Here is a 21,999-nt window from a genome sequence, read left to right as displayed (position 1 = left end):
GCTAATTGCATCAAGAATTGAGATAGAATAATTGTCGCCTTGTAACTAAAAACAATGATAATTAGTATGTATACATCACGTTTTTATTTTTCCTGGAATGAATTTATGCTTGTTTTATGAATATTTTTATATAAAAATGATAAATCTTTAAAGAGATGAGAAATAAGGGTAAAGCAAATCATTTGTCTGCTTCTGGCGACTCGCGCTAAACATTTAGCCGTCCATAATTCTCTGTTATTAGCTTCCCTTAAGTTCTATAAAATTTTTATCCCATAAGTTTTATTTTACCTGGATTTAGTGTATCCTAGTTTTCCTGAGTATTTTTTCAAACATTAGACACCATAAAACCTTTTTACGGATCTCTCTCAAGATTCTTGAAGAACTGTACTAGTGTGTCTAAAAATCAGTCTTTAGATTATCCTTTTTCTCTCACTGTATAAGGCATAAAAAACCAATGGATATACGACTAATAAAAAAATCCGAGAAATTAGTTCTGAAAAAAATCAAAATGATGGAGGAAACAGAAGATCAAAATCTGCCACTAGATCCTATAGATATAGCAGAACCAGTTATTGAAGAACAAAAAGAACTATATATAGATATTAGAGAACCTAACTACATTCCTTTGAGAGATAATCCTGTAATTCAGTCTGCTGGAAACTCAGGCTGGCAGGTTTCTGATATTTGGCGAGATATTAGAGTAGATGATTTTTGTAATTAGTTAAGAGGGATTGGGGATTGGGAGATATGAGAGGGATGAGGGAGAATAATCAATTTACCACTCTCCACTCAATACGTTGCTCAACTCCCCTCTCAGCACTCCCCACTCTCAACTAACGTTAATGATTACACCCTGGCTCTCATTTGCTAATCGGTCTACTGCACAGACAGCATAGGTTCCTGGTTGGACTGTGGCGAAGGTTGTCCCAGCAGACAAGACTCGCTGTAGTATCCAATTACTGCCAGTTTGACGATAAAGTGTCCAAGAACGGACGGGTTGATTATCTCCTGGTTGCCAACTGAGTCTGCGGTTGTTGACTTGCAGTTCTTTTGGTGCAGGTGGTGTAGTTGCAGTCTGCCAAGGCATAGCAGGTGCTATGGCAGGTGTAGTATAAAGTGAATTTTGGAAAGTTGCTGAGATATCCTGGCGATTTTCAATAATAGAACTGACGCTAAAAAAGATATTGCCCAGAGATAATTCTCCGGCTTGATTGCGGCTGATTTTGACTTGTTTTTCTATCTCTTCATTTTTCCAAGCTTTGCCGTCAAGTTGTCCAATATTGTTACCTGCGTAAATGTGTCGCCGCTTAGAATTAATTTCTGTCCACCATTTCAGCAATACGGGATAACTCTGGCTGGTTTGGTCAGTACGCCAATATAGTTGCGGTGCTAGATAATCCACCCAGCCTTGCTCTAACCATTTCTTGGCATCAGCATATAGTACACTATAGGCATCTAAGCCTGTGATTCCTGGTGGTTGTCCGGGGCGATAAATGCCAAAGGGGCTGATACCAAATTTAACGTAAGATTTTGTCGCTTTGATGCCTTGAGACAGACGCAACACCATTTGATCAACGTTTTGCCGTCGCCAGTCGTTTAAGTTCAGTTGTCCACCTACTGATTTATAGGCAGCATAGGTTTTATCATCGGGGAAAGCCTGGCCTTGAATGGGATAGGGATAGAAGTAATCATCGAGGTGGACTGCATCTATGTCATAACGGCGAACAACATCAATGATGACGTTGTAAGCCCTATCTTGGACAATTTTTATCCCTGGGTCCATCCACAGTTGATTACCCCATTGATAGACTACTTCTGGATTGGTTACGGAGATGTGGGGACGAACGTTAGGCGCGCTTTTGGTGCTGGTTTTGGCGCGGTAGGGGTTGAACCAAGCATGAACTTCTAGGTTGCGTTTATGGGCTTCGGCGATCGCAAACTGCAATGGATCGTAAAATGGTTCTGGAGCTTTGCCTGGAGTCCCTGTCAGCCAAGCACTCCAAGGTTCTAACTCAGACGCATATAAAGCATCTCCTTCTGGTCGCACTTGCAAAATTACGGCGTTGAAATTCAACTCTTGGAGACGGGTAAGAATTGCCACTAATTCAGCCTGCTGTTGAGCTACAGAAAGTCCAGCTTTGGAAGGCCAGTCACTATTCCATACTGTGGTTATCCAAGCCCCCCGGAACTCTCTGTTATGGCTTACCCGTACGGTGGGTAATGTGGGTTTTGGGGGTATCACCAAGTAAACAGAGGCGATCTTTTCTGCCTGACCAAGATAAACTAAAGCTTGATAAATAATTGCGGCCACATCACCACGAGTAGCCGCAGTAGTGAAGTTAAGTGATTTGATATTGGGAAAACTGGAGACTAAACCTGCACTAGTGGCGATCGCAATTTGATTTCTGCCATAAGCTGGTATATTACCCGCATCTTGATAAATTTCCGGTAATTTTTCTAGTAAATCCGGTTTAATCTTCGTGGCTATTTCCAATCCATTGACTAGAGATACTAAGATATCCCCCCTAGAGATTTGATTACCAGGGCGAAAGGTTTTATCGGGGAAACCACTCAAGAATCCGGTTTCGTAAGCTTTTTTGATGGCATTTGCTGCCCAATTACTTGTCGGTACGTCAGTAAAATTAATGTACGGACGTTTTACAGATATATTAAATACGGCTGCAACTATAGCGGCGAACTCAGCACGGGTAACTGAATTATTAGGGCGAAAAGTTCCATCAGGATAGCCATTTAAAATCCGTCTTGCTGCCAAAGCTTCGATGAACGGACGCGCCCAATGGTTAGGAATATCGGAGAAACGTGTAGTAGTAGATACCATTGTTATTTGCTGCTAGTTTGCTTGATTGTAGATATCCTTGGCAAATCTAGCAATATGAGAGCGTTACAGGAAGCGATCGCTATAATCTCACCAAAATTCTCTTAATATTGAGTTGAAGTTGCATAAAAAAGCAGTCCCGATGAAGCAAGTTGCACAGTCAAACGTGAAAGATATGTTTTCACTACACCCTTACACCCCTACACCCCTTTCAAGGCAGAGGGCAGGGGTGGGGAAGCCTTACACCCCTACACCCTGAGCTAAAAACATAGTCAAACTTTAAATAGCTGCTTCTTCACGTTGACAGTCAAAAACAATCATAAAGGAAGCATTCGGTATTACTTGGCGTAGATGCTGTATGTAACCATCTGCATCAGAACGACTGCGAAAGCGAGCCACAATCTCACGTTGTGTATCAGGAAGTAACCGCGCAATAGCCCAAGAATTTAGACGTTGTTTATAGGCGATTGGCTGAGTTTCAGAGTTTGTTGTTGTGTATTCAGTGTTTTGTGGCATGATTGTCTTAACCGTATAAAGTTTCAGTAAGGTGTTAGTAAATATCTGAGCAGAGATTTACTAACTCTTTTTTTATGATCTGCCACCTTGTTATTCGATTATTTAAAAATTGTCAACACTGAGTGCTATATTTTAGACCTAACTCTAAGTTATGAATTGTAGTCGCCTTCTATTTGTAAATCAGCAATAGACTGACTTGACTACAGATTCTTCACTCCAGTCTTTTAGCAGCGATCGCTAAGGATAGAAAGAAAACTTAGGCTTAAAATTAAATTTAGTAAATTGCCACTACTGTAGTTATTGGTATAATTTCTTCAGATAAACTTAGTACTAGTATTTATTGAAAATATTTTGTATTAAAAATTACGAAAAATTCTAAATATTTAGTATATGTTCTACCTTTATGTAATAAAGTATATAAGTATAGAATAATCATTCAATCTCGCTGAGATTGTTTGAGTTAATTTCTTAACATTCACATAAACTTGCAAAATAAATGGTCAAACAGTTGAATTTAGTATTCATAAAAGCGGCAGGAAACTCCATCCCCTTGTGGGTGAGGAATTTTAATAGTTTTTATCTTGACCAAGATTGAGATGTTAGTTAAAATTCCTGCATTAAATTATACTTTTGGACTAAAAAATGCCATTAGTCACGTCAATAATTCAGAAGATAGCACCTCAAATAGGTGCGGTTGTTGTGGTAGATCCAGAATATGAATTAGTGGGGCATATTACATTTAAAAATGGAAAAAAATCATTTTTTAGTACCACGAAATTAAATATTAACGGTTTTGGTTCCGCAGAAATAGCCAAAGATAAGGGTTATTCAAAATTTTTCCTCAAACATTTTGGCTATCATGTGACTGAAGGGCAAACATTTTTTAATCAGAAATTATGTAAAAAAATAGGTAACGAACGAGATATTGATGCTGGATTTGAATATGCTAAACTTATTGGATTTCCAGTAATTATTAAACCCATTAATTTAAGCCAAGGAAAATTAGTTACAAAAATTCATAACAAAACGGAGTATTATCAAGTAGCCAAAAAAATATTGCGAGCTAATGCAGGATTGATTATTGAGAGATTTTATCTAGGTAAAGATTACAGAATTGTGGTGATAGATGACGAAATAATAGCGGCATATCAAAGGCTACCACTATCAGTAATTGGAGATGGAAAATCAAATGTTACAGAATTAATACAACGTAAGCAAGATGGTTTCATCCAAAATTTGGGAAAAAAAATTATTGATGTTGATGACTTTCGGATTAAACGCAAGTTGCAGAAGCAAAGTCTCAATTTAAACAGTGTGATTCCCAATGGTAAGGTTGTATATCTTTTAGATAATGCTAATTTATCTAGTGGCGGTGAAGCAGTGGATGTTACGGAAAATATTCATCCCGACTTTCAGAAATTGGCTTTAAACGTCACAAAAGATATGGGATTGCGATTAATGGGTTTGGATATAATTACTCAAGATATTACCAGACCTATGGTGGATTATGTGATTATTGAAGTTAATGGTTCTCCTGGCTTAACACATTATGCTTCCATTGGAGATATTCAAACTAAGAGAGTGGAAGATTTATATCTCAAAGTTTTGAAAGCATTGGAAACGGAGTACAACAGCGAAAATTAAGTAGCCGTGATGAACGGCATATGCCAAAACTGAATCATTACAACTTTTCTAGCAGCCAAGCTACCGCCGCATCAGCGTCTGTTACTTGTTCACAGGCTGGTACGACTGGACGATTGACCATGACAACCTGTACGCCTAGTTCTCTTGCTGCAATAATCTTGGCGTAAGTGGCATCACCCCCACTATTTTTACTAACTAAAGTATCAATATTATGTTGAATGAGAATGTCTCTTTCTTGGGGTAGGGTAAAGGGGCCGCGATCGCACAATATCACCCCAGGCGGAACTAAAGCATCAGCAGCCGGAGGATCGATCATCCGCATGAGAAACCAAATATCATGTAGATGAGCGAAAGCGGAGAGTTCTTGTCTCCCAACAGTTAAAAATACTCTTTTGGCTTGATTTTTTAAAATAGCGGCGGCGGCGCTTGTAGTATCAACTTCTATCCAGCGATCGCCTGCTACTTTCACCCAGGGAGGACGGATTAACATCAAACGTGGTATCTCCACCTCATCAGCCGCCAGCGCCGCATTCTCAGAAATTTGTGCAGCAAAAGGGTGGGTAGCGTCAATTAATACATCAACCTGCATCTGACGCAGATAGTCAGCCAATCCAGCCGCACCACCAAAACCCCCAACACGGACATTACCAGATGGGAGAGAAGGTTCACGGGTGCGACCGGCTAAAGATGCGATCGCCTCAATACCTGGAATAGTTGCAACTTTAGCACTTAGTTCGGCTGCATCTCCAGTTCCACCCAGAATTAAAAGGCGCATCTTCAGGTGGGAATCCTGGCGAGAATGCCTTTTTTCAAAGGTTCGGGACGTTCTGACCAAGGCAGTAAACCATCTGCTTTATCGTAGTATTTACTAGCACATTCCAATACCGCAGAGGCATGATCATCTACAGCTAGATCACCAAATAAATAAGTTAATTTGCCTTTACCTGTAAAAGCTACAACACAAGAACGGTTGCAAGCACTCATACATTCCACTTCTCGGATCGGGAATTTATCCCGTAACTCCCACTCTTGTGCTAGCTGTTGGAGTTGATTTAAAAGTTTTTGACCGCCGCTTTCACCTACGCGTTTACCATCTTGCCAGACACTAGCGCAGGTTTTGCAGACAAAGAGTGTGTGTTCTGCCACACTCAAGGAATTATCAGTAGTCATCCGTACCTCGCAGATGTTGAGAATCGTCAATTTCGGCGGGCGTTCTGGCTGGGAAAGTTACAAGAGTTTTCTTTCCTTCACAGTTGCGGGACAGCGCCGGACTTACACCGTTCACCTACGAAAGAGTGCAGGTATACTTTCCCCGTTACCTCTGGTGACTGCTCCCCACCAGAACCGAATATTTACTTAATCGTAACATCTAGGACTTACCCATGAAAACGAAAAACTCAGGGTGTAGGAGTATGAATCAATTCAAAATAAATCAGGACTTACGCAACTGGCACAATAGTAGGGTGCGTCAGATGTAGAAAATCCTCTAATGTGTACGAAATTATTAGAGCTGACGCACCCTACAGTTAATTTAGCCCTATGTTGGAAACCCTTAGCTTCATTTAGTTAGTAATATTCGGTTGTAAAAATCGCTTAATCTCGCCAGAAGCAATATAAGACTTGCCATCAGGTGCTGTCTTCACTTCCTCAACCACATAAAGCATTCCTTCCTCACGAATGGAACGGGGAAAACGCATATTCCAATCCGGTTCATATCCGTCGGAGACTACCCTAGCGCGTAACTTGCTACCATCTTTGACGCATTGAATGAGAACACCATGATCTATGGTGTCAGTGGTGGGAAGATCGGCCGCAGTAGCTGGAGCTTTGGAGGCTTTACTTGTGTTAGTTGATCTCGATTGTCTAGGAGCAACAAAAATGTCTGTTTCACCAGGTTTGGCAAAACGACTGACTTTGCCGACTACACGGTAGAAAGAGCCATTACTTGACAATTCTAGCCCTTCAACAATGTACCGCGCTCCTTCAGCACGAATGGAACGGGGAAATTGAACATTTTTAGTTTGGTCGTAACCATCAGATATAACTTTAATCCGTAGTTTACCGCCTTCACGGACGCAAGCAAGTTCCACCCCAGTACCGATTTCATTGACAACCGGCATTGCGTGTACTTCATCGCCAGCAGTGACACCGCGCCCCACCAGATCACCGCGATTGCGCGTCATTGTTTGATAACTTTGATCACGTAGTTCTTTCCGCCCGGCGTTACCTAGAGCTTGTTGTGCAATTCGACCTGCGAAATACTCCAGCTGATCAATCTCTTCTGCAATTTCAAAATTCTCATTTAAGCCTTGGTCTCGGAGATACTGCACCAAATCACGGAGGGTTTTTTCAGCTGCTTGATGCTGACCATGTTCTGCTAATTCGAGGGCTGTTTCTTTAGCTTTGGCGATCGTCAGGCGGCTGAGGTCGAGGATAATATGACTGGAAGAGGCTAACGCTGATTCCTCAACTGTGCCAACTTTGGCGATGACATCTGTTGTTCCGGAAACCCTTTGAATAACGTCATTCTGCACTACATCAGCACTGTAATGCAGCTTCATCACTGGTAAATTACCTACTTGAGCAGAGGATATCATCAAACTCAAACCCAGAAGCTTATCTTCTCCCTCGTAAAGCTCCCCCAAGGTAATTACAGGTTGACCAGCTTCATTTTGGCTAACTTTAGCAAGACTTAAAGTATCAACCAGAGTGATACCATCAGCTAACTCTAGTGTTACTTTCAAGTTTTGACCTACTACAGCTCTAAGACTATCTAGTTCAATGCTAAAAACTTCTGCTGCTTCATCAATGCTTTGAATGAAGTAGAAGTTGCCATTAGCAGCTCTCGCCATCCCAATTAGTAGATCCTCATTGAAACCTTGAGCAAACCCCAAAGTAGTTGTAGTAATCCCTTCTTCAGCTTTTTGGGCTGATGTGGCTGTGAGTATCTTTGGGTCTTGAATACCCATATTGGCATGACCATCAGTCAGCAGTAGCACACGATTTATTTTTTGCGGATCGAGTTGATGCTTGACATATTCGCACCCCTTGAGCCATCCTCCCGATAAGTTAGTAATACCACCTGCCCTCACCTGACGTATGGACTTTTTGAGCGCAGGTTTGTCAGTTACAGGTTGGGGTGAAACAACCGTATCTACCGCATCATCGTAAACGACCACTGAGAGAATATCCTTTGGCTCAAGTTGATCTACCACAGATTCAGCCGCCTTGAGGGCATGATGTAAAGCTGCACCTGCCATAGAACCTGAGCGGTCAATTACAAGGGAAAGGTTAAGGTTGCGCCGGGGAGATTCGGGTATTTCCGCACGAAAACGTAGTAGGATATTAGCCTTTAATGAAAATCCGGCGGGTAAAATAGGTTGGTCGAATTCATAACTTGTTTTTACCATTTCATTTTCCCCTGTGAGTTATTTGTCATCAGCCGCAACCCTGATGATGTTTAAACACTAAGTGTTGCGATTAGTGTACCCAGGATGTCTTCATGATTTAGGGTAGAAAAAACCCAGCCTGACATTTTGGCAAAGCTAAAAGTTTCTTAACTCCTAGCTTTGAAAAAACCTAACGGCACTGGCGATATTTAACGTGATAAACCAAGCCACGGTGAGCCAGGTCAAAAGAGTCAACAGTCGCCATCCCTTGGCCACTAGCAGTCATTGCAGCATTCACACGCATATTTACACTGTCACCACAACGTGACCAGACATTACCCACAGTAACTAATTTATCTCGGACGTTGTAGTCGGTTTCGCCTCTAAATGTTCTGGAGAAAACTGGCCCGCGCTGACCTGCAAAAAAGTACTCTGCTCTTAGTCTCCCAGTTGTACTAGGAGCAACATAGCCCCGATAATCAGCATCATAAAGGGAAATTTGAAAGCCTTGGGGTACTTTAATCGGAATGCTCATATTACAGCTTTTGCGACGTTCTGCTGCTTTATTGCCCAGAGCGATAAAGTTATCAAATAGAATACTTAACTCTTGACCATCAGGGCTAACATTCACACTAGCAGACCCATCAGGGCAACCGTTACCACCATATTCTGCGCCTAAAATTTCAACTTTGTTGTTAGCAAGGGCAGGGCCGACAGAAGCCATGATCATTGTGGAGGCAGCCAGAAAAGCTTTTACGGAGTTGATAGATGTTTTTGTGAAGTTTGGATTAGTCATAAATCTACTCTCCTGTATGGAGTATCTTGAATAGTTTTTAAATTCAAGTGTAATCCGAAGAATTTCGGAAACTCTAAGTATAAGAAACTTCACAAAAGTCACAAACCCCTTTCCTTGAGGAAAGCCTCAAATGTCAACTTGTCAGGCAAGGAAGTTTGTGCGCCTAATTTTGTTGCAGCTAAAGCACCAGCCGCCGCACCCCAAATAACTGCCTGATGTAAGGAAAGCCCAGAATAAAGTGCTGTTGCCAAACCACCATTAAAGGCATCACCAGCCGCTACAGTATCAACTGTATCCACAAAGAAGGCTGGGACAAAAAAGGTCTCTTTGTCTGTGGCACAAACAACACCTTTAGCGCCCAGTTTAACGATCGCACTTTTCACGCCTCTTTGCAATAACACCCCGGCTGCCTTTCGCGCTGCTTCTTCTCCATCTACGGGAAAACCTACGATTTGTCCCGCTTCCACTTCATTTGGGGTAATGATATCAATCAAAGGGTAAAGTTCTGCTGGTAAATCTGATGGTGCAGGTGCGGGATCTAAAATTACTGTGATATTGTTACTTCTGGCGGCTTGGGCAGCTGCGATAACGGCGGTTATAGGAATTTCTAATTGTAATAGCAGGGCTGTGGCTGTGGGTAATATGTATGATAATCGTTCTACATCGGCTTGATTGACTCTCCCATTAGCACCAGGAATGACAACTATTTGATTTTCACCATCATGAGCGACGGTAATCATCGCCACTCCAGAACTGGCAGTTTCATCTACAAAAATATTGTCAGTTTGTACGCCAGCATCTTGCAGATTTTCCATCAGTTCTGCACCAAAACCATGTGCGCCAACACGTCCCACCATTTGGGTAGGAACTCCCAGTTTGGCTACTGCTACAGCTTGGTTTGCACCTTTACCCCCAGGAACCTTGAAAAAGTCTTCTCCCAGTAAGGTTTCTCCTGCAATTGGTAACTTGGGTGCTGTGGCAACTAAATCTATATTGATGCTACCGAAGACGATAATGCTCATAAGAATGATTTTTATTGATCATCATAAATCTTACGCTCTGGGTCATAACTAATAAGTGATGATGTTTTATTTCTACTTTTACCAATTACTCATTCCCAAAGTATTATTAGCCATACCAATTCTCAATTAAATTTAGTATGTATTAATACTGAACTTTTAGTATAAAGTTTTTGTTAGGTTTTTACATAGAAGCTTATAGGTGCTTTTATGTCGAGTATGCCTTCGCAGTGTCATAATCTAAAAGATCAAGTTGAGTCTATATTGCAGCTTTTACAGGAGGAATTATCTTTGCGATCGCAAGATATCACATCTGTACAAACTTCTCTAGGTAAGGCGATTTCCCCCCAGTTTGAAATTGTGTTTGCTGGTGCATTTAGTGCAGGTAAATCTATGCTGATTAATGCACTATTAGAACGGGAATTGTTATACAGTGCAGAAGGACACGCTACAGGTACAGAGTGCAAAATTGAGTATGCAGAATTAGATAAAGAACGGGTAGTTTTAACTTTTTTAAGTGAGGTAGAAATTCGGGAACAAGCAAACTCTCTGTGTCAACAGTTGGGATTTACGACAGCAGTTAATATTAATCAAGCTGAAGTGGTTAGCTTATTACATCAAGGGTGTGAAGCGATTATTCAGCAAGAAGGTGGTGAGAGTAAATCAGAACGTGCCAAACAAGCGAAAGCATTAATATTTTTACTACAGGGATATGAGGCGAATCGGCAACATATTCATACAGTAAATAATGCTACATATTCGATGGAACATTTTAATTTTTCCAACCTGAAAGAAGCGGCTGGATATGCGCGTCGTGGTAGTAATAGCGCCGTATTAAAACAGATTGAATACTTTTGCAACCATCCGCTTTTGCAAGATGGCAACGTAATTATTGACACACCAGGGATTGATGCACCAGTGGAAAAGGATGCACAACTAACCTACGCCAAGATACAACATCCTGATACTTCGGCGGTGGTGTGTGTGCTGAAACCTGCTTCTGCTGGTGATATGACGAAAGAGGAAACAGAACTGTTAGAAAAGATGCGGCAAAATGGAGGAATACGCGATCGCGTGTTTTATGTCTTCAACCGCATCGACGAAACTTGGTATAATACCCAACTAAGGCAACGCTTGGATGATTTAATCAACACACAATTCCGAGATACAAGCCGGGTTTATAAAACCAGTGGGTTACTTGGTTTTTATGGAAGTCAGATTAAACAGACAAGTACTCAAGATAGATTTGGTCTAGATTCTATCTTTGGAGAAAGTGCCAAATATGTAAATGGTAACGAGGAAACACCGCAGTTTGTTTACGCCTTTAATAACTATTGTGTCAGTTCTGGTAAGTTAGCTTCTAGTAATTTTCGCATTTCTCTCAATGGTTTTGAAACACCGAATCAAAACTATGTGCGGATTTTAAGTGAACAGGGAACACCTTTAATTAATCAGTTAATTCAAGATAGTGGGATTGAAGAATTTCGCACAGCCGTCACGCGTTATCTAACTGAAGAAAAGCGTCCCCAGCTTTTTAAAAATCTTGCTGATGATTTAGAAGATATTTGTATTAATCTGAAAAAACATTATCAGACTGTACATCGTGACTTAGATAGTCAGCCCCGTGAAATTGAGATGATGAAGGCGCAGGAATTACAATATCTCAATCAGCAATTGCAACAAGTTGGTAAAGATTACAGCCTACACATCACAGAAGAAGTTAATCATGTAATTAATCATGCTTGTGACAGATTTGAGACGGATTTTCGCCAATTGCAATCCCGGATGATTCGTCGTTTAGATGAATTGTTGGATACATTTTCTGTAGCTGATGCTTATCGTCGTGCGACTCTGAGTCATCCGCGTAATGCTACTGCGCCATTACTAGCAATTTTAGTAGAGGCGTTCTATTATTTGGCGAACCAATTAGAAGATATCTTAGTAGATTCATCTCAGGAATTAGTGACGAATCTTTTCCAAAGGTTGATGGAGAAGATTCGTAAATCAGAATACTATCGCCAGTTATATCGTTTGCTGGGTAACGATGCAGGGATTGAACAAGAACTCAAAGCTTTAGAAAAACGTGTGACTCAATCTTTAGTAGATGCAGCTAGTGTAGAATGCGATCGCTTTGTTAGAGAAAGTCCCAGTTTTTATGATGAAAATACTTTTTCTATATATCAATTCCGTCAAACATTGCTGCAAACTTCCCAAAGTTATGATAGCGAAAGTATGGTAGAAGCAGAGCCAGCAATTAGGCAATTATTAAAGTTAGATTTTGAGCCAAAGGTTTCTCATACCATTCGTAAAACCTTCCGTCAAACTATTAACCAAATCCTCAAAACTCAATTGTTGCCAATGGCGAAACAGCAAGGGGATGGAATTTTACAACAATACCCACAAGCGAGACTTTATTTAGAATCAACACTGCAACAAGAAGCAGAGCAAAAGATTAATAATAATAACCGTTTACTCGGTGTCGTTGAAGGAAAAGTAGATGTGTATAATACGGCAATCGCTAATATTAACAATTGTTTACAAGCGATGCAATTATATGATTATTTATTACCTTTAATTAATCTGGGCGAGTTAACAGTTGTTGATCAGATTGCAGCTAATAATGGTGTGGTTGTCTCTGACGGGTTATTGGATGGAGTGACGCAGGTTTAGGAATTAGGTGATTTTAAAGTCCGCCTTTGCGGACTTTTTTTAATGATGGGTATTGTAAAATATTTTACTTTTAACTTATACCAATTCAATTAATGATTGCAATACATCCTTGGGTTAAGAAGACGCGACGCCAGTCGCTACAACGGGGGGAACCCCCGCAACGCGCTGGCTCATGAATCGCGTCTCTACAAATGGTTTATTTGTCGCATTCTTTTTTCAAATTGGTATTACACAATTCATCTTGATACCGTTTCTTAATGAAGATGTGCTTTATTCTGGACTGTAGAGAGGTTAGATACAACGTCTCTACATCATTTATTGGTTGCAACTTGATAGAGAATTTGTATGAGCGTTGTTGATACTTGATTGCCACCGACTATATGATCAGCTTTTGAAAGGGATGATGTGGCAAAGCCAGGGTAGGGGCGATCGCATCAAACCGTTTAATAGCTCTATAATTTTTACCAAACGTTAATTTAACTACTTCCGTTTGACCCGAATACTTGAAAGTAAGGATTAATGCCTCAGAAAATTCGAGAGTTAAAAGCGATATTACAGAAAGCAGGTTTTAATTACCGTCCTGCAAAAGGTAGTCATACATTCTGGACTCATCCACTTATACTTGATGAACCCGTTACCATTGCAGGTAAGGATGGAGACGATGCACCAAAATACCTGGAAAAACAAATAAAGAAAGTTTTGAATAGATTAGAAGAACTGCAAAAGCAATCTAGCAAAAATGACGAGGATGAAGCATGAATTATCGCTACAGTATGGTCATTCAATGGTCAGATGAAGATAACAGCTATTTAGTCCACCTCCCAGAATTTCCCTGGCAACAATATCACACCCACGGCAAAACTTACGAAGAAGCTGCTAAACACGGTCAAGAAGTAATTGAATCATTGATTGAATGGTATCAAGAACAGGGCAAAGCTTTACCTGAACCTATTGCTTTACCGGAAAAGCCATTAAAAGTAGCTTAGATTTGGGCATCATTTAACGTTAGATTACCCTACTAAACGATAATTGCCAGATGACAAGAGAATTTAACGTGGTTATAGAACGGGACTCTGATAGCTATTTTGCCGCGTCTGTACCTAGTCTGGCGGGATGTCACACCCAAGCTAAATCTTTAGGCGAACTAATGGAGCGTATTAAAGAAGCTATCGAACTTTGTTTAGAAGTTGAACAAGAACAAGCCGAAGTATTAGAGTTTGCGGGTATGTAGAGGGTTTCTAGTAAAAATATTCTCAGGGTGTCTTAAGGTTATAGAATGTCGCGTAATGAGATTATGCCAACTGTTCTTCAATTAGATACGATTGATGCTAGATAATGGGAAGGCTTTGGCATTCACTAGCAAATCTAGCCCGGAAGAACAAATTAACAACTATGCGAACTCACTATTGCGGCGAACTCCGACAAAAGGATATTGGAGAAACTGTTACCTTATATGGATGGGTAGACCGTCGCCGCGATCATGGGGGCGTGATATTCTTGGATTTACGCGATCGCTCTGGCATTGTCCAAGTAGTCAGCGATCCTCAACGCACCCCAGATTCCTACGAACTGGCTAACTCTCTACGTAACGAATATGTTGTGGAAATTACTGGCAGGGTAACACAACGTCCAGAAGAATCACTGAATAGCCGCATCCCGACTGGGGAAGTGGAAATCTACGCCGATAAGATTGAACTACTCAATGGGGTGCGGAAACAGTTACCATTCCAAGTTTCCACCGCCGACACTGAGACAGTTAGGGAAGACTTGCGGCTGAAATATCGTTACTTAGACTTGCGGCGCGATCGCATGGCGCGTAACATACAACTACGTCATCAAGTGGTGAAAGCGATGCGTCGTTATTTGGAAGACGTAGAAGGTTTCATCGAAGTGGAAACTCCTATTCTCACCCGTTCCACCCCCGAAGGCGCGCGGGATTACGTGCTACCTAGCCGCGTCAATCCAGGGGAATGGTTTGCGTTACCCCAATCACCACAGCTATTTAAACAGATCCTCATGGTATCGGGCATGGATAGATACTATCAAATTGCGCGATGCTTCCGCGATGAGGACTTACGCGCCGACAGACAGCCAGAATTTACCCAATTGGACATGGAAATGAGTTTCATGTCTGAGGAAGAAATTATCCAACTCAACGAAAAGTTAGTTAGTTATATCTTCAAAACCGTTAAGGGTGTTGAGTTACCGCTTCCGTTCCCCCGTCTCACCTACGCCGAAGCAATGGAACGTTACGGTTGTGATAAACCAGATACCCGCTACGATTTACAACTGGTTAATGTTTCCGATGTCATGAAAGACTCTGGTTTCAAAGTCTTTCGGGATGCTGTCGCCAATGGTGGTATCGTCAAAATTCTGCCAATTCCCAACGGTAACGAGCAAATCTCTAACGTGCGGATTAAACCGGGTGGGGATTTATTCAGAGAAGCCAGCGAAGCCGGTGCAAAAGGTTTGGCTTACATCCGGGTGCGGGAAGATGGGGAAATTGACACCATAGGCGCAATTAAAGATAACCTCTCAGAAGAGCAGAAACAGGAAATCTTGCAGCGCACAGGTGCAAAACCAGGACATCTGTTACTGTTTGGTGCTGGTGATGCGGCTACCGTAAATAAAACCTTGGATAGATTGCGGCAAGCGATCGCCAAAGAGTTTGGTTTAATTGATCCAGATAAAATTAACTTGCTTTGGGTTGTCGATTTCCCCATGTTTGAGTGGAATGCAGACGAGAAACGCCTAGAAGCACTACACCACCCATTTACCGCACCCCATCCTGATGATTTACACGACTTAAAAACAGCCCGCGCTCAAGCCTATGATTTAGTATTCAACGGTTTTGAAGTTGGTGGCGGTAGTCGGCGGATTTATCAACGGGAAGTCCAAGAACAGGTATTTGAAACCATCGGTTTATCTCCCGAAGAAGCCCAAAATAAATTTGGTTTCCTGTTGGAAGCGTTTGAATATGGTACACCGCCACACGGTGGCATTGCCTACGGTTTAGACCGATTGGTGATGTTGTTTGCTGGGGAAGAATCGATTCGAGATGTTATTGCTTTTCCGAAAACACAGCAAGCACGTTGTTTGTTAACAGACGCACCTTCTGGTGTAGATGTCAAGCAGTTGAAGGAATTACACGTTGCTTCGACTTATAAACCGAAGTCTTAGGGATGAGAAATAAGATACCTGGATTTTTGAGAATTCCGGTATCTTATTTTCAATGCAGAGGTACGCGGAGGGTAAGAGTTTGAAAATTGGAGTTATGCAATGTCATCCACCGCAATTACAACAGTTATCAAAATGATGGAGTCTCTACCTGTAGAGATTCAGGTGCAAGTTGCAGAACATCTTCGAGAGTATATTAGCGATTTACAAGATGAAGCACGATGGGAGCAATCGTTTCAGAAGACACAAGCTAACCTGATTGCTGCGGCTCGTCGTGCTAGAGAAGAAATCGCTCAGGGAGAAGCCGCCCCGATGGACTATGACCAACTATGAAATCAGCCACGTTGCGATCGTTTTGGGCTGCGTATCGACGGTTAAATGATGAAGTTAGGCTGAGTGCGCGGAAAGCTTATCGACTTTGGGCAGAAAATCCATTTCATCCGTCTTTGCATTTCAAATGTATTAACACTGAGGAAGGAATTTGGTCTGTCAGAGTGAATCGAAATTATCGCGCGCTTGGTGTGTTAGATGGTAACACTGTGACATGGTTTTGGATTGGTAGTCATGATGACTATGAGCAATTTTACTCTTGATCTCAAGTGGGAATAGGGGTGTAAGGGTGTAGGGATTTTTAACTCAATCCCCAGTCCCCAATCCTCAAGACGCTTGATTTGTGATTGTCTTAGGGGAATCATCGGCTTTTAGTTTTACCCAGGTGAAGAAGGGAATGGCTAAAAGCTGGGTTGCAGAAGAGAAGACGATCAATGTAGTGATGGAATGGTCGTATAGAATCCCCATGAGAGCGCTGCCTAAGAACCAGGATAGACCGTAACCAGTGCTGAAAATGCCGTAGGCGGTGGCGCGTTTATGTTTGGGAACCATACCGGCGATCGCCGCTTTTAAAATGGATTCTTGCGCTCCCATACCAATACCCCAAAATGCTATGCCTAAGAGTGCCAGATTGGTATCGCCTAAAAATACCAGTGGGGCAAATAAACATGAGATAAAAGCCGCGATGATTAAGATAGAAATGCCTAGTCGGTCAAATACGTAGCCAAATATTAAAGCGGCGATCGCATCTACACCCATCGCTAAGGCATAAAACAGAGGTATTGTCTCTCCTGTAGCAATGCCTGATTTTTGAAAATGGAAGGCAATTAGGGGAAAATCTGCATATCCGGCGGCAATAACAGCTACTGCACCTAGATAAATCCAAAATATGCGGGGTAATCCTTCTTGTTGTTTCTGTTCCTCTGTTTCCTCTTCAAAATCACTGGGATTGGGATAGAGAAATTGTAATACTAACAACACCACCAATCCCAAGACCGCAGGTACAATCAAAATTGTAAAGGCGTGACGATACTCACCCTGGAAATAGACCATTGCAGCCACAGCCAAAGGCCCCATGACTGCACCAGTCTGATCCATTGCTTCATGTAAACCAAAGCCAAAGCCTCTGCCAATTTGACTCGCGCCGTGGGAAAGCAGCGCATCTCGTGGGGGAGTACGCACGGCTTTACCAGTACGTTCAGCCATCATCAAACCTGCGGCTGCTTCCCATCTTCCGGTCAAGGCTAACAATGGTACAACGGCAGTGTTGAGGATGTAACCTAAGGTTGTAATTCCCCAATATTTCCGTGACTGGTCGCTGAGATAACCAATCACTAACCGCAAGCCATAGCCAATTAACTCACCAAAACCAGCTACCAAGCCTACCACAGTGCCGCTAGCACCTAAAACCTGTAAATAAGCCCCTGTGATACTGCGCGCCCCTTCATAGGTCGCATCGGCGCAGAGGCTCACGAAACCCAATAATATGACAAACCTTAACGCGGCTGATTTCTGTGGCATACCATTCTTTGTAATTTACGGCTTTCATATTGAAACACTGAATTACAAAAAACAGTTGTTGATGAACCGCAAAATTAGATTGTTTATGCTTGGAAATTTAATTCATGAGAATTAAGCGCAGTGGATCTAAATGCACATACCAAGGAAATGGTTTTTCTTTGATAGTCAGCCATTTTTCTTTGAAAACTTCTGCTTGGAGATGATAATCTTGTGGGCTGCTGGCTGGGGAATGGAGTTTTAAAAATAATGTGATGCGATGGGGGGTTTCATTTGTTCGTACTAACCAGCAGGGGAAGGTGTTTTCTTGGTTGGGGTCATTGGTAAAGGTGATTTGATGGGCGCGGATGCCAATGTGAGATAATTCTTGGGGAATTGGTTCCATAACTTTGAGATGACAACCCCAGTCTATTGCTTCTATTTGTTGCCCTGATTCGACAATAGCGCTGGAGAAGTTCTTGCAGCCAGTGATTTGAGCCACACTCACAGTAGCCGGATGCTCAAAAATATCATATTTAGAACCATAATGTACCGGGCTACCGTCCTCCAATACCAAGAGATTGGGGCAAATTCGGTAAGCTTCTTCCATGTTATGGGTGACAAATAAAGATACACCTTGGTAGTCTGTGAGGGTTTCCATCATTTGCTGTTCTAATTGACTCCGCAGGTGGGTATCAAGAGCTGAAAATGGTTCATCTAACAGCAAAGCTTCTGGTTGACTGGCTAAAGCCCTAGCTAAGGCTACCCGTTGTTGTTGTCCTCCCGAAAGTTGGTGGGGATAGCGATCGCCTAATCCTTGTAACTGCATGGCGATGAGTTGTTCTTCTACCTGCACCCGCATACTGTTGTCTGATAGTTTTTTGGGTAAGCCGAAAGCAATATTTTGCGCCACTGTCATGTGGGGAAACAGGGCGTAATTTTGGACTAAAAAACCAATGCGGCGATCGCGGCTAGGCAAATTAATCCCCTGTTCGGAATCAAATAATACCCTACCATTCAAAACTATCCGTCCCCTGGTTGGTGTTTCAATCCCCGCAATACACCGCAGAATCATACTCTTACCTGCACCCGAACCCCCCAACAATCCCAAAGGTTGTTCATCTGTGGTGAAAGCAACTTTTAGATGAAAACTCGGCAGATGTTTTTCTATATCTACCAACAGTTCCACTTGAGAAGCAGGCGCAGACAACAAAACTACCTCACTCCCTTGTCCTTTTGTCTGTTTTACTTGTCCCCCTCGTCCCTTCTTCTCCCTCACCTCTTGCCATAAATTAACAGCAAGAATCCCCGATAGGGAAATCACCATAATCATAATTGCCCAAAACCAAGCCTCATTGGTCGCCCCGGCTTCCACTGCGAAGTAAATCGCCATTGGGATTGTTTGCGTTTGTCCGGGGATATTCCCAGCCAACATTAACGTTGCACCAAATTCACCCAAAGCACGGGCAAAAGATAACATTGTCGCGGCTACAATCCCAGGGAATGCCAAAGGTAAACTGATACGCCAAAAGATAGTAGATTCACTAGCCCCCAAGGTTCTCGCTACCCGCAGTAAATTACCGTCAATCTGGGCAAAAGCTCCCAGTGAGGTTTTATACATGAGAGGAAAAGAGACAATGGTCGCGGCGATCGCCGCCCCATACCATGTAAAAACTATACTGAAGTCAAAAAGCCCCATCAGTTTCCCCATAGGGCCGTTTTTCCCGAAAAACAGCAGTAGCAGAAAGCCGACAACCGTAGGGGGTAAAATCAAGGGAGCGACAAAGATACCTTCAATCAAAGATTTGCCTTTACCGCGATAACTCAACATCCAATAAGCAGCAGCAATTCCTAAAAAGAAGGTGATAAATGTGGCAAGTAAGGACGTTTTGAGTGATATCCAAAGCGGCGACAAATCCAGTGGCATGGTGATATATGTGTAGAGTTCGTAATTTGTAATTACTTTGCGCTCAGAGTTTTATGAATTAGCAACAAATCTTGTAGTAATTAAACGTGAGTTCGACGGAACCTAACCCCAACCCCTTCCCTACAAGGGAAGGGGCTGAAAATCTATAACTGAGTATCAAAGAATCAGAGTTTTAAGCCTCTCTCCGCGTCGGGGAGAGGTTTGGAGAGGGGTTCTTCCGAATTTATCGAACTCACGTTAATTAAGATTCCTCATTTTGGCTTCAAATAATAATCTACCAACTTTTTACGCAAAAGGTTGGTAGATGACAACAAATTAGCGAATATACTTAAAAGTCAATGGTCAATAGTCAACATTGCAAGATTTTTGACTATGGACTATTGACTAATGACAACTGACCACTGACAACTAACCACTAACTAATTACCTTGATTTTTATAACTAGCAACAGCTTCCCTCAGATTTCCTTGATGTGCTGATAAGAGCCGATCGCCTGCGTCTTTATCCAAACCAGTCCAGTGCATCACCAGCGCCAGTTTTACCCATTTACCACTACGTTCTAATAAAAAACCAGCCGCTTCCCGACTTAACCCGGTGAGGTCTTCCAAAATTCGCAAAGCGCGATCGCGTAACTTCTGATTTGTGACTGCTACATCCACCATGCGATTACCGTAAACTTTGCCCAGCTTGACCATCACCCCAGTCGAGAGGATATTTAGCGTTAATTTAGTAACTGTACCGGCTTTGAGACGTGTGGAACCAGCCAATATTTCTGGCCCTGTTAACAAGCGGATATCAATATCAGCTGTAAAACTCACTTGTTCAGCAGGAACACAAGCGATGAAAATTGTCAAGGCTCCCCGTTGACGAGCAGAGTTAATCGCACCTTGGACAAAAGGCGTTGTCCCGCCAGCCGTAATACCAACAACAACATCTAACTGGGTAATATGACGTTGAGCGATCGCTGCGTCTCCATCTTCTGCCCGGTCTTCTAAATCTTCCGAACTGCGTACCAATGCACCAGCACCACCAGCAATAATTCCCTGTACCAATTCTGGCGGGGTACAAAAAGTTGGTGGACACTCAGCCGCATCTAACACACCCAACCTACCACTGGTTCCAGCACCAACATAAAACAAGCGTCCTCCTTGACGCAGGCGATCGGCTGTCTGTTCAATTGCTGTCGCAATCTGGACTTTAGCCGCCGCCACCGCCTCAATAGTCTTGCGGTCTTCACTATTAAACAACTCCACCAATTCCAGAGAACTGAGTTGATCTAAGTTCTGACTCAGAGGATTGACTTGTTCGGTCAATAAATGCCCACGTTCCTGCAAATTTGCCATGTATGTGATTTCCCCTGCCATTATGTAATTTAGTCAAGAATCTTCATCTACAGACGTTGCATGAAACGTCTCTAATGACTAAACGACTAAGTTACAACAATCCTTCCAATTTGCGACGAATATTTTCCAACTCAGTCTCAGAAAACTCCGAATCTTGAGCCGGTGGTACTAGGTCGGACTCAAAAATTTCGTCCTCAGTATCCTCGTCATCATACTGACCATCAGGTTGCCAGTCAGTTTCTTCCACGTTAATATCTGGGGGAATTACGAGGTCGCTATTTTCTGGGATTAATTCCCAATCATAATTAGCACTGGCGCAAAATTCCTTAACATCCTCCGCATCAATTCCCTCTACTGTGGGAGTGGGGAAATCCTGCGCTTCCAACATGAGGGCAAAACGGACAGCATCATCTTGGGATTCAAACATGAGAATTTTATTGCGATCGCCCACACGAACGGTATGAATCCCCTCATTTTCCGTATTAGCGTTAAAAATCAAAACAAAAACCCGCATTGGCGTAATCATCTATCCTTATGTTCCGAGGTCTATTGATTAATTAAAGTTCTAGACCGTGTACCTGGGAAAGTCACAGCAATATTTTCACTTTAATTCAGATTTGACTGACAATATTAATGGTTTATTTTCCCGCATTCAGGATATGGGAGATGAAGAGGTAGGGTAGCAAAGAGCAAAAATTCTTAGTCACCAGTCAACAGCCCCTAGTCAATTTCACTCACCGAGTTGATCCGAATGTCAAAAGTCCCAATTGATTTGTATCCTGGTATTGGCATATAAACGCAAATGCCAAATAATGCTTGCAGTGCGTCAACCACCTCCAGCAAATAAAAGTAAAC

The 21,999-nt window shown here is 42.2% G+C and carries 20 protein-coding genes and 1 riboswitch; of the genes, 9 read left to right on the top strand and 11 right to left on the bottom strand.

What is annotated here, in order from left to right; translation table 11 throughout:
• Window positions 1–454 precede the first annotated feature (454 nt).
• Window positions 455–721, top strand: coding sequence for a hypothetical protein (locus GSQ19_RS06450; protein WP_011317148.1), 267 nt, complete (start codon window positions 455–457; stop codon window positions 719–721).
• Window positions 722–829: 108 nt separating this feature from the next.
• On the opposite strand, the gene GSQ19_RS06445 is transcribed toward GSQ19_RS06450, so the two are convergent.
• Both GSQ19_RS06445 and GSQ19_RS06440 read right to left on the bottom strand, forming a co-directional pair.
• Complete coding sequence (locus GSQ19_RS06445) at window positions 830–2,839, bottom strand: glycoside hydrolase family 10-like protein (protein WP_011317147.1); 2,010 nt, start codon at window positions 2,837–2,839, stop codon at window positions 830–832.
• A 276-nt stretch (window positions 2,840–3,115) separates the two neighbouring features.
• Complete coding sequence (locus tag GSQ19_RS06440) at window positions 3,116–3,352, bottom strand: hypothetical protein (protein WP_011317146.1); 237 nt, start codon at window positions 3,350–3,352, stop codon at window positions 3,116–3,118.
• A gap of 642 nt (window positions 3,353–3,994) precedes the next feature.
• Here GSQ19_RS06440 and GSQ19_RS06435 point away from each other — a divergent pair.
• Window positions 3,995–4,996, top strand: a complete 1,002-nt coding sequence (locus GSQ19_RS06435; RefSeq protein ID WP_011317145.1) for a cyanophycin synthetase — start codon at window positions 3,995–3,997, stop codon at window positions 4,994–4,996.
• A gap of 37 nt (window positions 4,997–5,033) precedes the next feature.
• Here the strand turns inward: GSQ19_RS06435 and GSQ19_RS06430 are convergent, their stop codons facing one another.
• From GSQ19_RS06430 to rbsK, 5 genes are all read right to left on the bottom strand, one after another.
• Window positions 5,034–5,771, bottom strand: coding sequence for a cobalt-precorrin-6A reductase (locus tag GSQ19_RS06430; protein ID WP_011317144.1), 738 nt, complete (start codon window positions 5,769–5,771; stop codon window positions 5,034–5,036).
• A 2-nt stretch (window positions 5,772–5,773) separates the two neighbouring features.
• Window positions 5,774–6,166: a DUF1636 domain-containing protein gene (locus GSQ19_RS06425; protein WP_011317143.1), complete on the bottom strand. Its 393-nt coding sequence runs from the start codon at window positions 6,164–6,166 to the stop codon at window positions 5,774–5,776.
• An 18-nt stretch (window positions 6,167–6,184) separates the two neighbouring features.
• Window positions 6,185–6,360, bottom strand: a riboswitch (cobalamin riboswitch).
• Between the two features lie 198 nt (window positions 6,361–6,558).
• The gene (locus GSQ19_RS06420; protein WP_011317142.1) at window positions 6,559–8,406 is read right to left on the bottom strand and encodes a vWA domain-containing protein; all 1,848 of its coding nucleotides are present in this window, start codon (window positions 8,404–8,406) and stop codon (window positions 6,559–6,561) included.
• A 169-nt stretch (window positions 8,407–8,575) separates the two neighbouring features.
• A complete protein-coding gene (locus tag GSQ19_RS06415) occupies window positions 8,576–9,181 on the bottom strand; it encodes a DUF4360 domain-containing protein (protein WP_011317141.1) in 606 nt (201 codons plus the stop codon).
• Window positions 9,182–9,279: 98 nt separating this feature from the next.
• Window positions 9,280–10,203: a ribokinase gene (gene rbsK / locus GSQ19_RS06410; protein WP_011317140.1), complete on the bottom strand. Its 924-nt coding sequence runs from the start codon at window positions 10,201–10,203 to the stop codon at window positions 9,280–9,282.
• 207 nt (window positions 10,204–10,410) lie between these two features.
• On the opposite strand from rbsK, the gene GSQ19_RS06405 reads away from it, so the two are divergent.
• The 7 genes from GSQ19_RS06405 (at window position 10,411) to GSQ19_RS06375 (ending at window position 16,640) form a co-directional block, all read left to right on the top strand.
• Window positions 10,411–12,870 carry a dynamin-like GTPase family protein gene (locus GSQ19_RS06405; RefSeq protein WP_011317139.1) on the top strand — a complete coding sequence of 820 codons (2,460 nt, stop codon included), beginning with the start codon at window positions 10,411–10,413 and terminating at the stop codon, window positions 12,868–12,870.
• Between the two features lie 519 nt (window positions 12,871–13,389).
• Window positions 13,390–13,629: a type II toxin-antitoxin system HicA family toxin gene (locus GSQ19_RS06400; protein WP_011317138.1), complete on the top strand. Its 240-nt coding sequence runs from the start codon at window positions 13,390–13,392 to the stop codon at window positions 13,627–13,629.
• Complete coding sequence (locus GSQ19_RS06395; protein ID WP_011317137.1) at window positions 13,626–13,856, top strand: type II toxin-antitoxin system HicB family antitoxin; 231 nt, start codon at window positions 13,626–13,628, stop codon at window positions 13,854–13,856. Before GSQ19_RS06400 ends, GSQ19_RS06395 begins: the two co-directional genes overlap by 4 nt.
• A 50-nt stretch (window positions 13,857–13,906) precedes the next feature.
• Window positions 13,907–14,101, top strand: coding sequence for a type II toxin-antitoxin system HicB family antitoxin (locus GSQ19_RS06390; protein ID WP_011317136.1), 195 nt, complete (start codon window positions 13,907–13,909; stop codon window positions 14,099–14,101).
• 161 nt (window positions 14,102–14,262) lie between these two features.
• Window positions 14,263–16,050 (top strand): aspartate--tRNA ligase, encoded by a 1,788-nt coding sequence (gene aspS / locus GSQ19_RS06385; RefSeq protein WP_041455911.1) that lies wholly within the window; start codon window positions 14,263–14,265, stop codon window positions 16,048–16,050.
• A gap of 99 nt (window positions 16,051–16,149) precedes the next feature.
• On the top strand, window positions 16,150–16,380 hold the full coding sequence (locus tag GSQ19_RS06380) for a hypothetical protein (protein WP_011317134.1): 231 nt from the start codon (window positions 16,150–16,152) through the stop codon (window positions 16,378–16,380).
• Window positions 16,377–16,640 carry a ParE family toxin-like protein gene (locus GSQ19_RS06375; RefSeq protein ID WP_011317133.1) on the top strand — a complete coding sequence of 88 codons (264 nt, stop codon included), beginning with the start codon at window positions 16,377–16,379 and terminating at the stop codon, window positions 16,638–16,640. Before GSQ19_RS06380 ends, GSQ19_RS06375 begins: the two co-directional genes overlap by 4 nt.
• Before the next feature lie 64 nt (window positions 16,641–16,704).
• Here GSQ19_RS06375 and GSQ19_RS06370 read toward each other — a convergent pair whose 3' ends face one another.
• From GSQ19_RS06370 to GSQ19_RS06355, 4 genes are all read right to left on the bottom strand, one after another.
• Window positions 16,705–17,898: an MFS transporter gene (locus GSQ19_RS06370; protein ID WP_011317132.1), complete on the bottom strand. Its 1,194-nt coding sequence runs from the start codon at window positions 17,896–17,898 to the stop codon at window positions 16,705–16,707.
• Window positions 17,899–17,995: 97 nt separating this feature from the next.
• Window positions 17,996–19,801 (bottom strand): molybdate ABC transporter permease subunit, encoded by a 1,806-nt coding sequence (gene modB / locus GSQ19_RS06365; protein WP_011317131.1) that lies wholly within the window; start codon window positions 19,799–19,801, stop codon window positions 17,996–17,998.
• Between the two features lie 419 nt (window positions 19,802–20,220).
• Window positions 20,221–21,144 carry an N-acetylmuramic acid 6-phosphate etherase gene (gene murQ / locus GSQ19_RS06360; RefSeq protein ID WP_011317130.1) on the bottom strand — a complete coding sequence of 308 codons (924 nt, stop codon included), beginning with the start codon at window positions 21,142–21,144 and terminating at the stop codon, window positions 20,221–20,223.
• Between the two features lie 91 nt (window positions 21,145–21,235).
• Window positions 21,236–21,670 carry a DUF3110 domain-containing protein gene (locus GSQ19_RS06355; protein ID WP_011317129.1) on the bottom strand — a complete coding sequence of 145 codons (435 nt, stop codon included), beginning with the start codon at window positions 21,668–21,670 and terminating at the stop codon, window positions 21,236–21,238.
• Window positions 21,671–21,999: the final 329 nt, after the last annotated feature.

Source organism: Trichormus variabilis 0441, assembly GCF_009856605.1.
GTDB lineage: Bacteria > Cyanobacteriota > Cyanobacteriia > Cyanobacteriales > Nostocaceae > Trichormus > Trichormus variabilis.
The sequence above is the reverse complement of the archived record's forward strand: the minus strand, read 5'-3'. Positions and strand labels throughout refer to the sequence as shown.

Coding starts and splice junctions, on each gene's coding strand:
- GSQ19_RS06450 (WP_011317148.1), top strand. CDS start 455: ATGGATATACGACTAATAAAAAAATCCGAGAAATTAGTTCTGAAAAAA.
- GSQ19_RS06445 (WP_011317147.1), bottom strand. CDS start 2,839: ATGGTATCTACTACTACACGTTTCTCCGATATTCCTAACCATTGGGCG.
- GSQ19_RS06440 (WP_011317146.1), bottom strand. CDS start 3,352: ATGCCACAAAACACTGAATACACAACAACAAACTCTGAAACTCAGCCA.
- GSQ19_RS06435 (WP_011317145.1), top strand. CDS start 3,995: ATGCCATTAGTCACGTCAATAATTCAGAAGATAGCACCTCAAATAGGT.
- GSQ19_RS06430 (WP_011317144.1), bottom strand. CDS start 5,771: ATGCGCCTTTTAATTCTGGGTGGAACTGGAGATGCAGCCGAACTAAGT.
- GSQ19_RS06425 (WP_011317143.1), bottom strand. CDS start 6,166: ATGACTACTGATAATTCCTTGAGTGTGGCAGAACACACACTCTTTGTC.
- GSQ19_RS06420 (WP_011317142.1), bottom strand. CDS start 8,406: ATGGTAAAAACAAGTTATGAATTCGACCAACCTATTTTACCCGCCGGA.
- GSQ19_RS06415 (WP_011317141.1), bottom strand. CDS start 9,181: ATGACTAATCCAAACTTCACAAAAACATCTATCAACTCCGTAAAAGCT.
- rbsK (WP_011317140.1), bottom strand. CDS start 10,203: ATGAGCATTATCGTCTTCGGTAGCATCAATATAGATTTAGTTGCCACA.
- GSQ19_RS06405 (WP_011317139.1), top strand. CDS start 10,411: ATGTCGAGTATGCCTTCGCAGTGTCATAATCTAAAAGATCAAGTTGAG.
- GSQ19_RS06400 (WP_011317138.1), top strand. CDS start 13,390: ATGCCTCAGAAAATTCGAGAGTTAAAAGCGATATTACAGAAAGCAGGT.
- GSQ19_RS06395 (WP_011317137.1), top strand. CDS start 13,626: ATGAATTATCGCTACAGTATGGTCATTCAATGGTCAGATGAAGATAAC.
- GSQ19_RS06390 (WP_011317136.1), top strand. CDS start 13,907: ATGACAAGAGAATTTAACGTGGTTATAGAACGGGACTCTGATAGCTAT.
- aspS (WP_041455911.1), top strand. CDS start 14,263: ATGCGAACTCACTATTGCGGCGAACTCCGACAAAAGGATATTGGAGAA.
- GSQ19_RS06380 (WP_011317134.1), top strand. CDS start 16,150: ATGTCATCCACCGCAATTACAACAGTTATCAAAATGATGGAGTCTCTA.
- GSQ19_RS06375 (WP_011317133.1), top strand. CDS start 16,377: ATGAAATCAGCCACGTTGCGATCGTTTTGGGCTGCGTATCGACGGTTA.
- GSQ19_RS06370 (WP_011317132.1), bottom strand. CDS start 17,898: ATGCCACAGAAATCAGCCGCGTTAAGGTTTGTCATATTATTGGGTTTC.
- modB (WP_011317131.1), bottom strand. CDS start 19,801: ATGCCACTGGATTTGTCGCCGCTTTGGATATCACTCAAAACGTCCTTA.
- murQ (WP_011317130.1), bottom strand. CDS start 21,144: ATGGCAAATTTGCAGGAACGTGGGCATTTATTGACCGAACAAGTCAAT.
- GSQ19_RS06355 (WP_011317129.1), bottom strand. CDS start 21,670: ATGATTACGCCAATGCGGGTTTTTGTTTTGATTTTTAACGCTAATACG.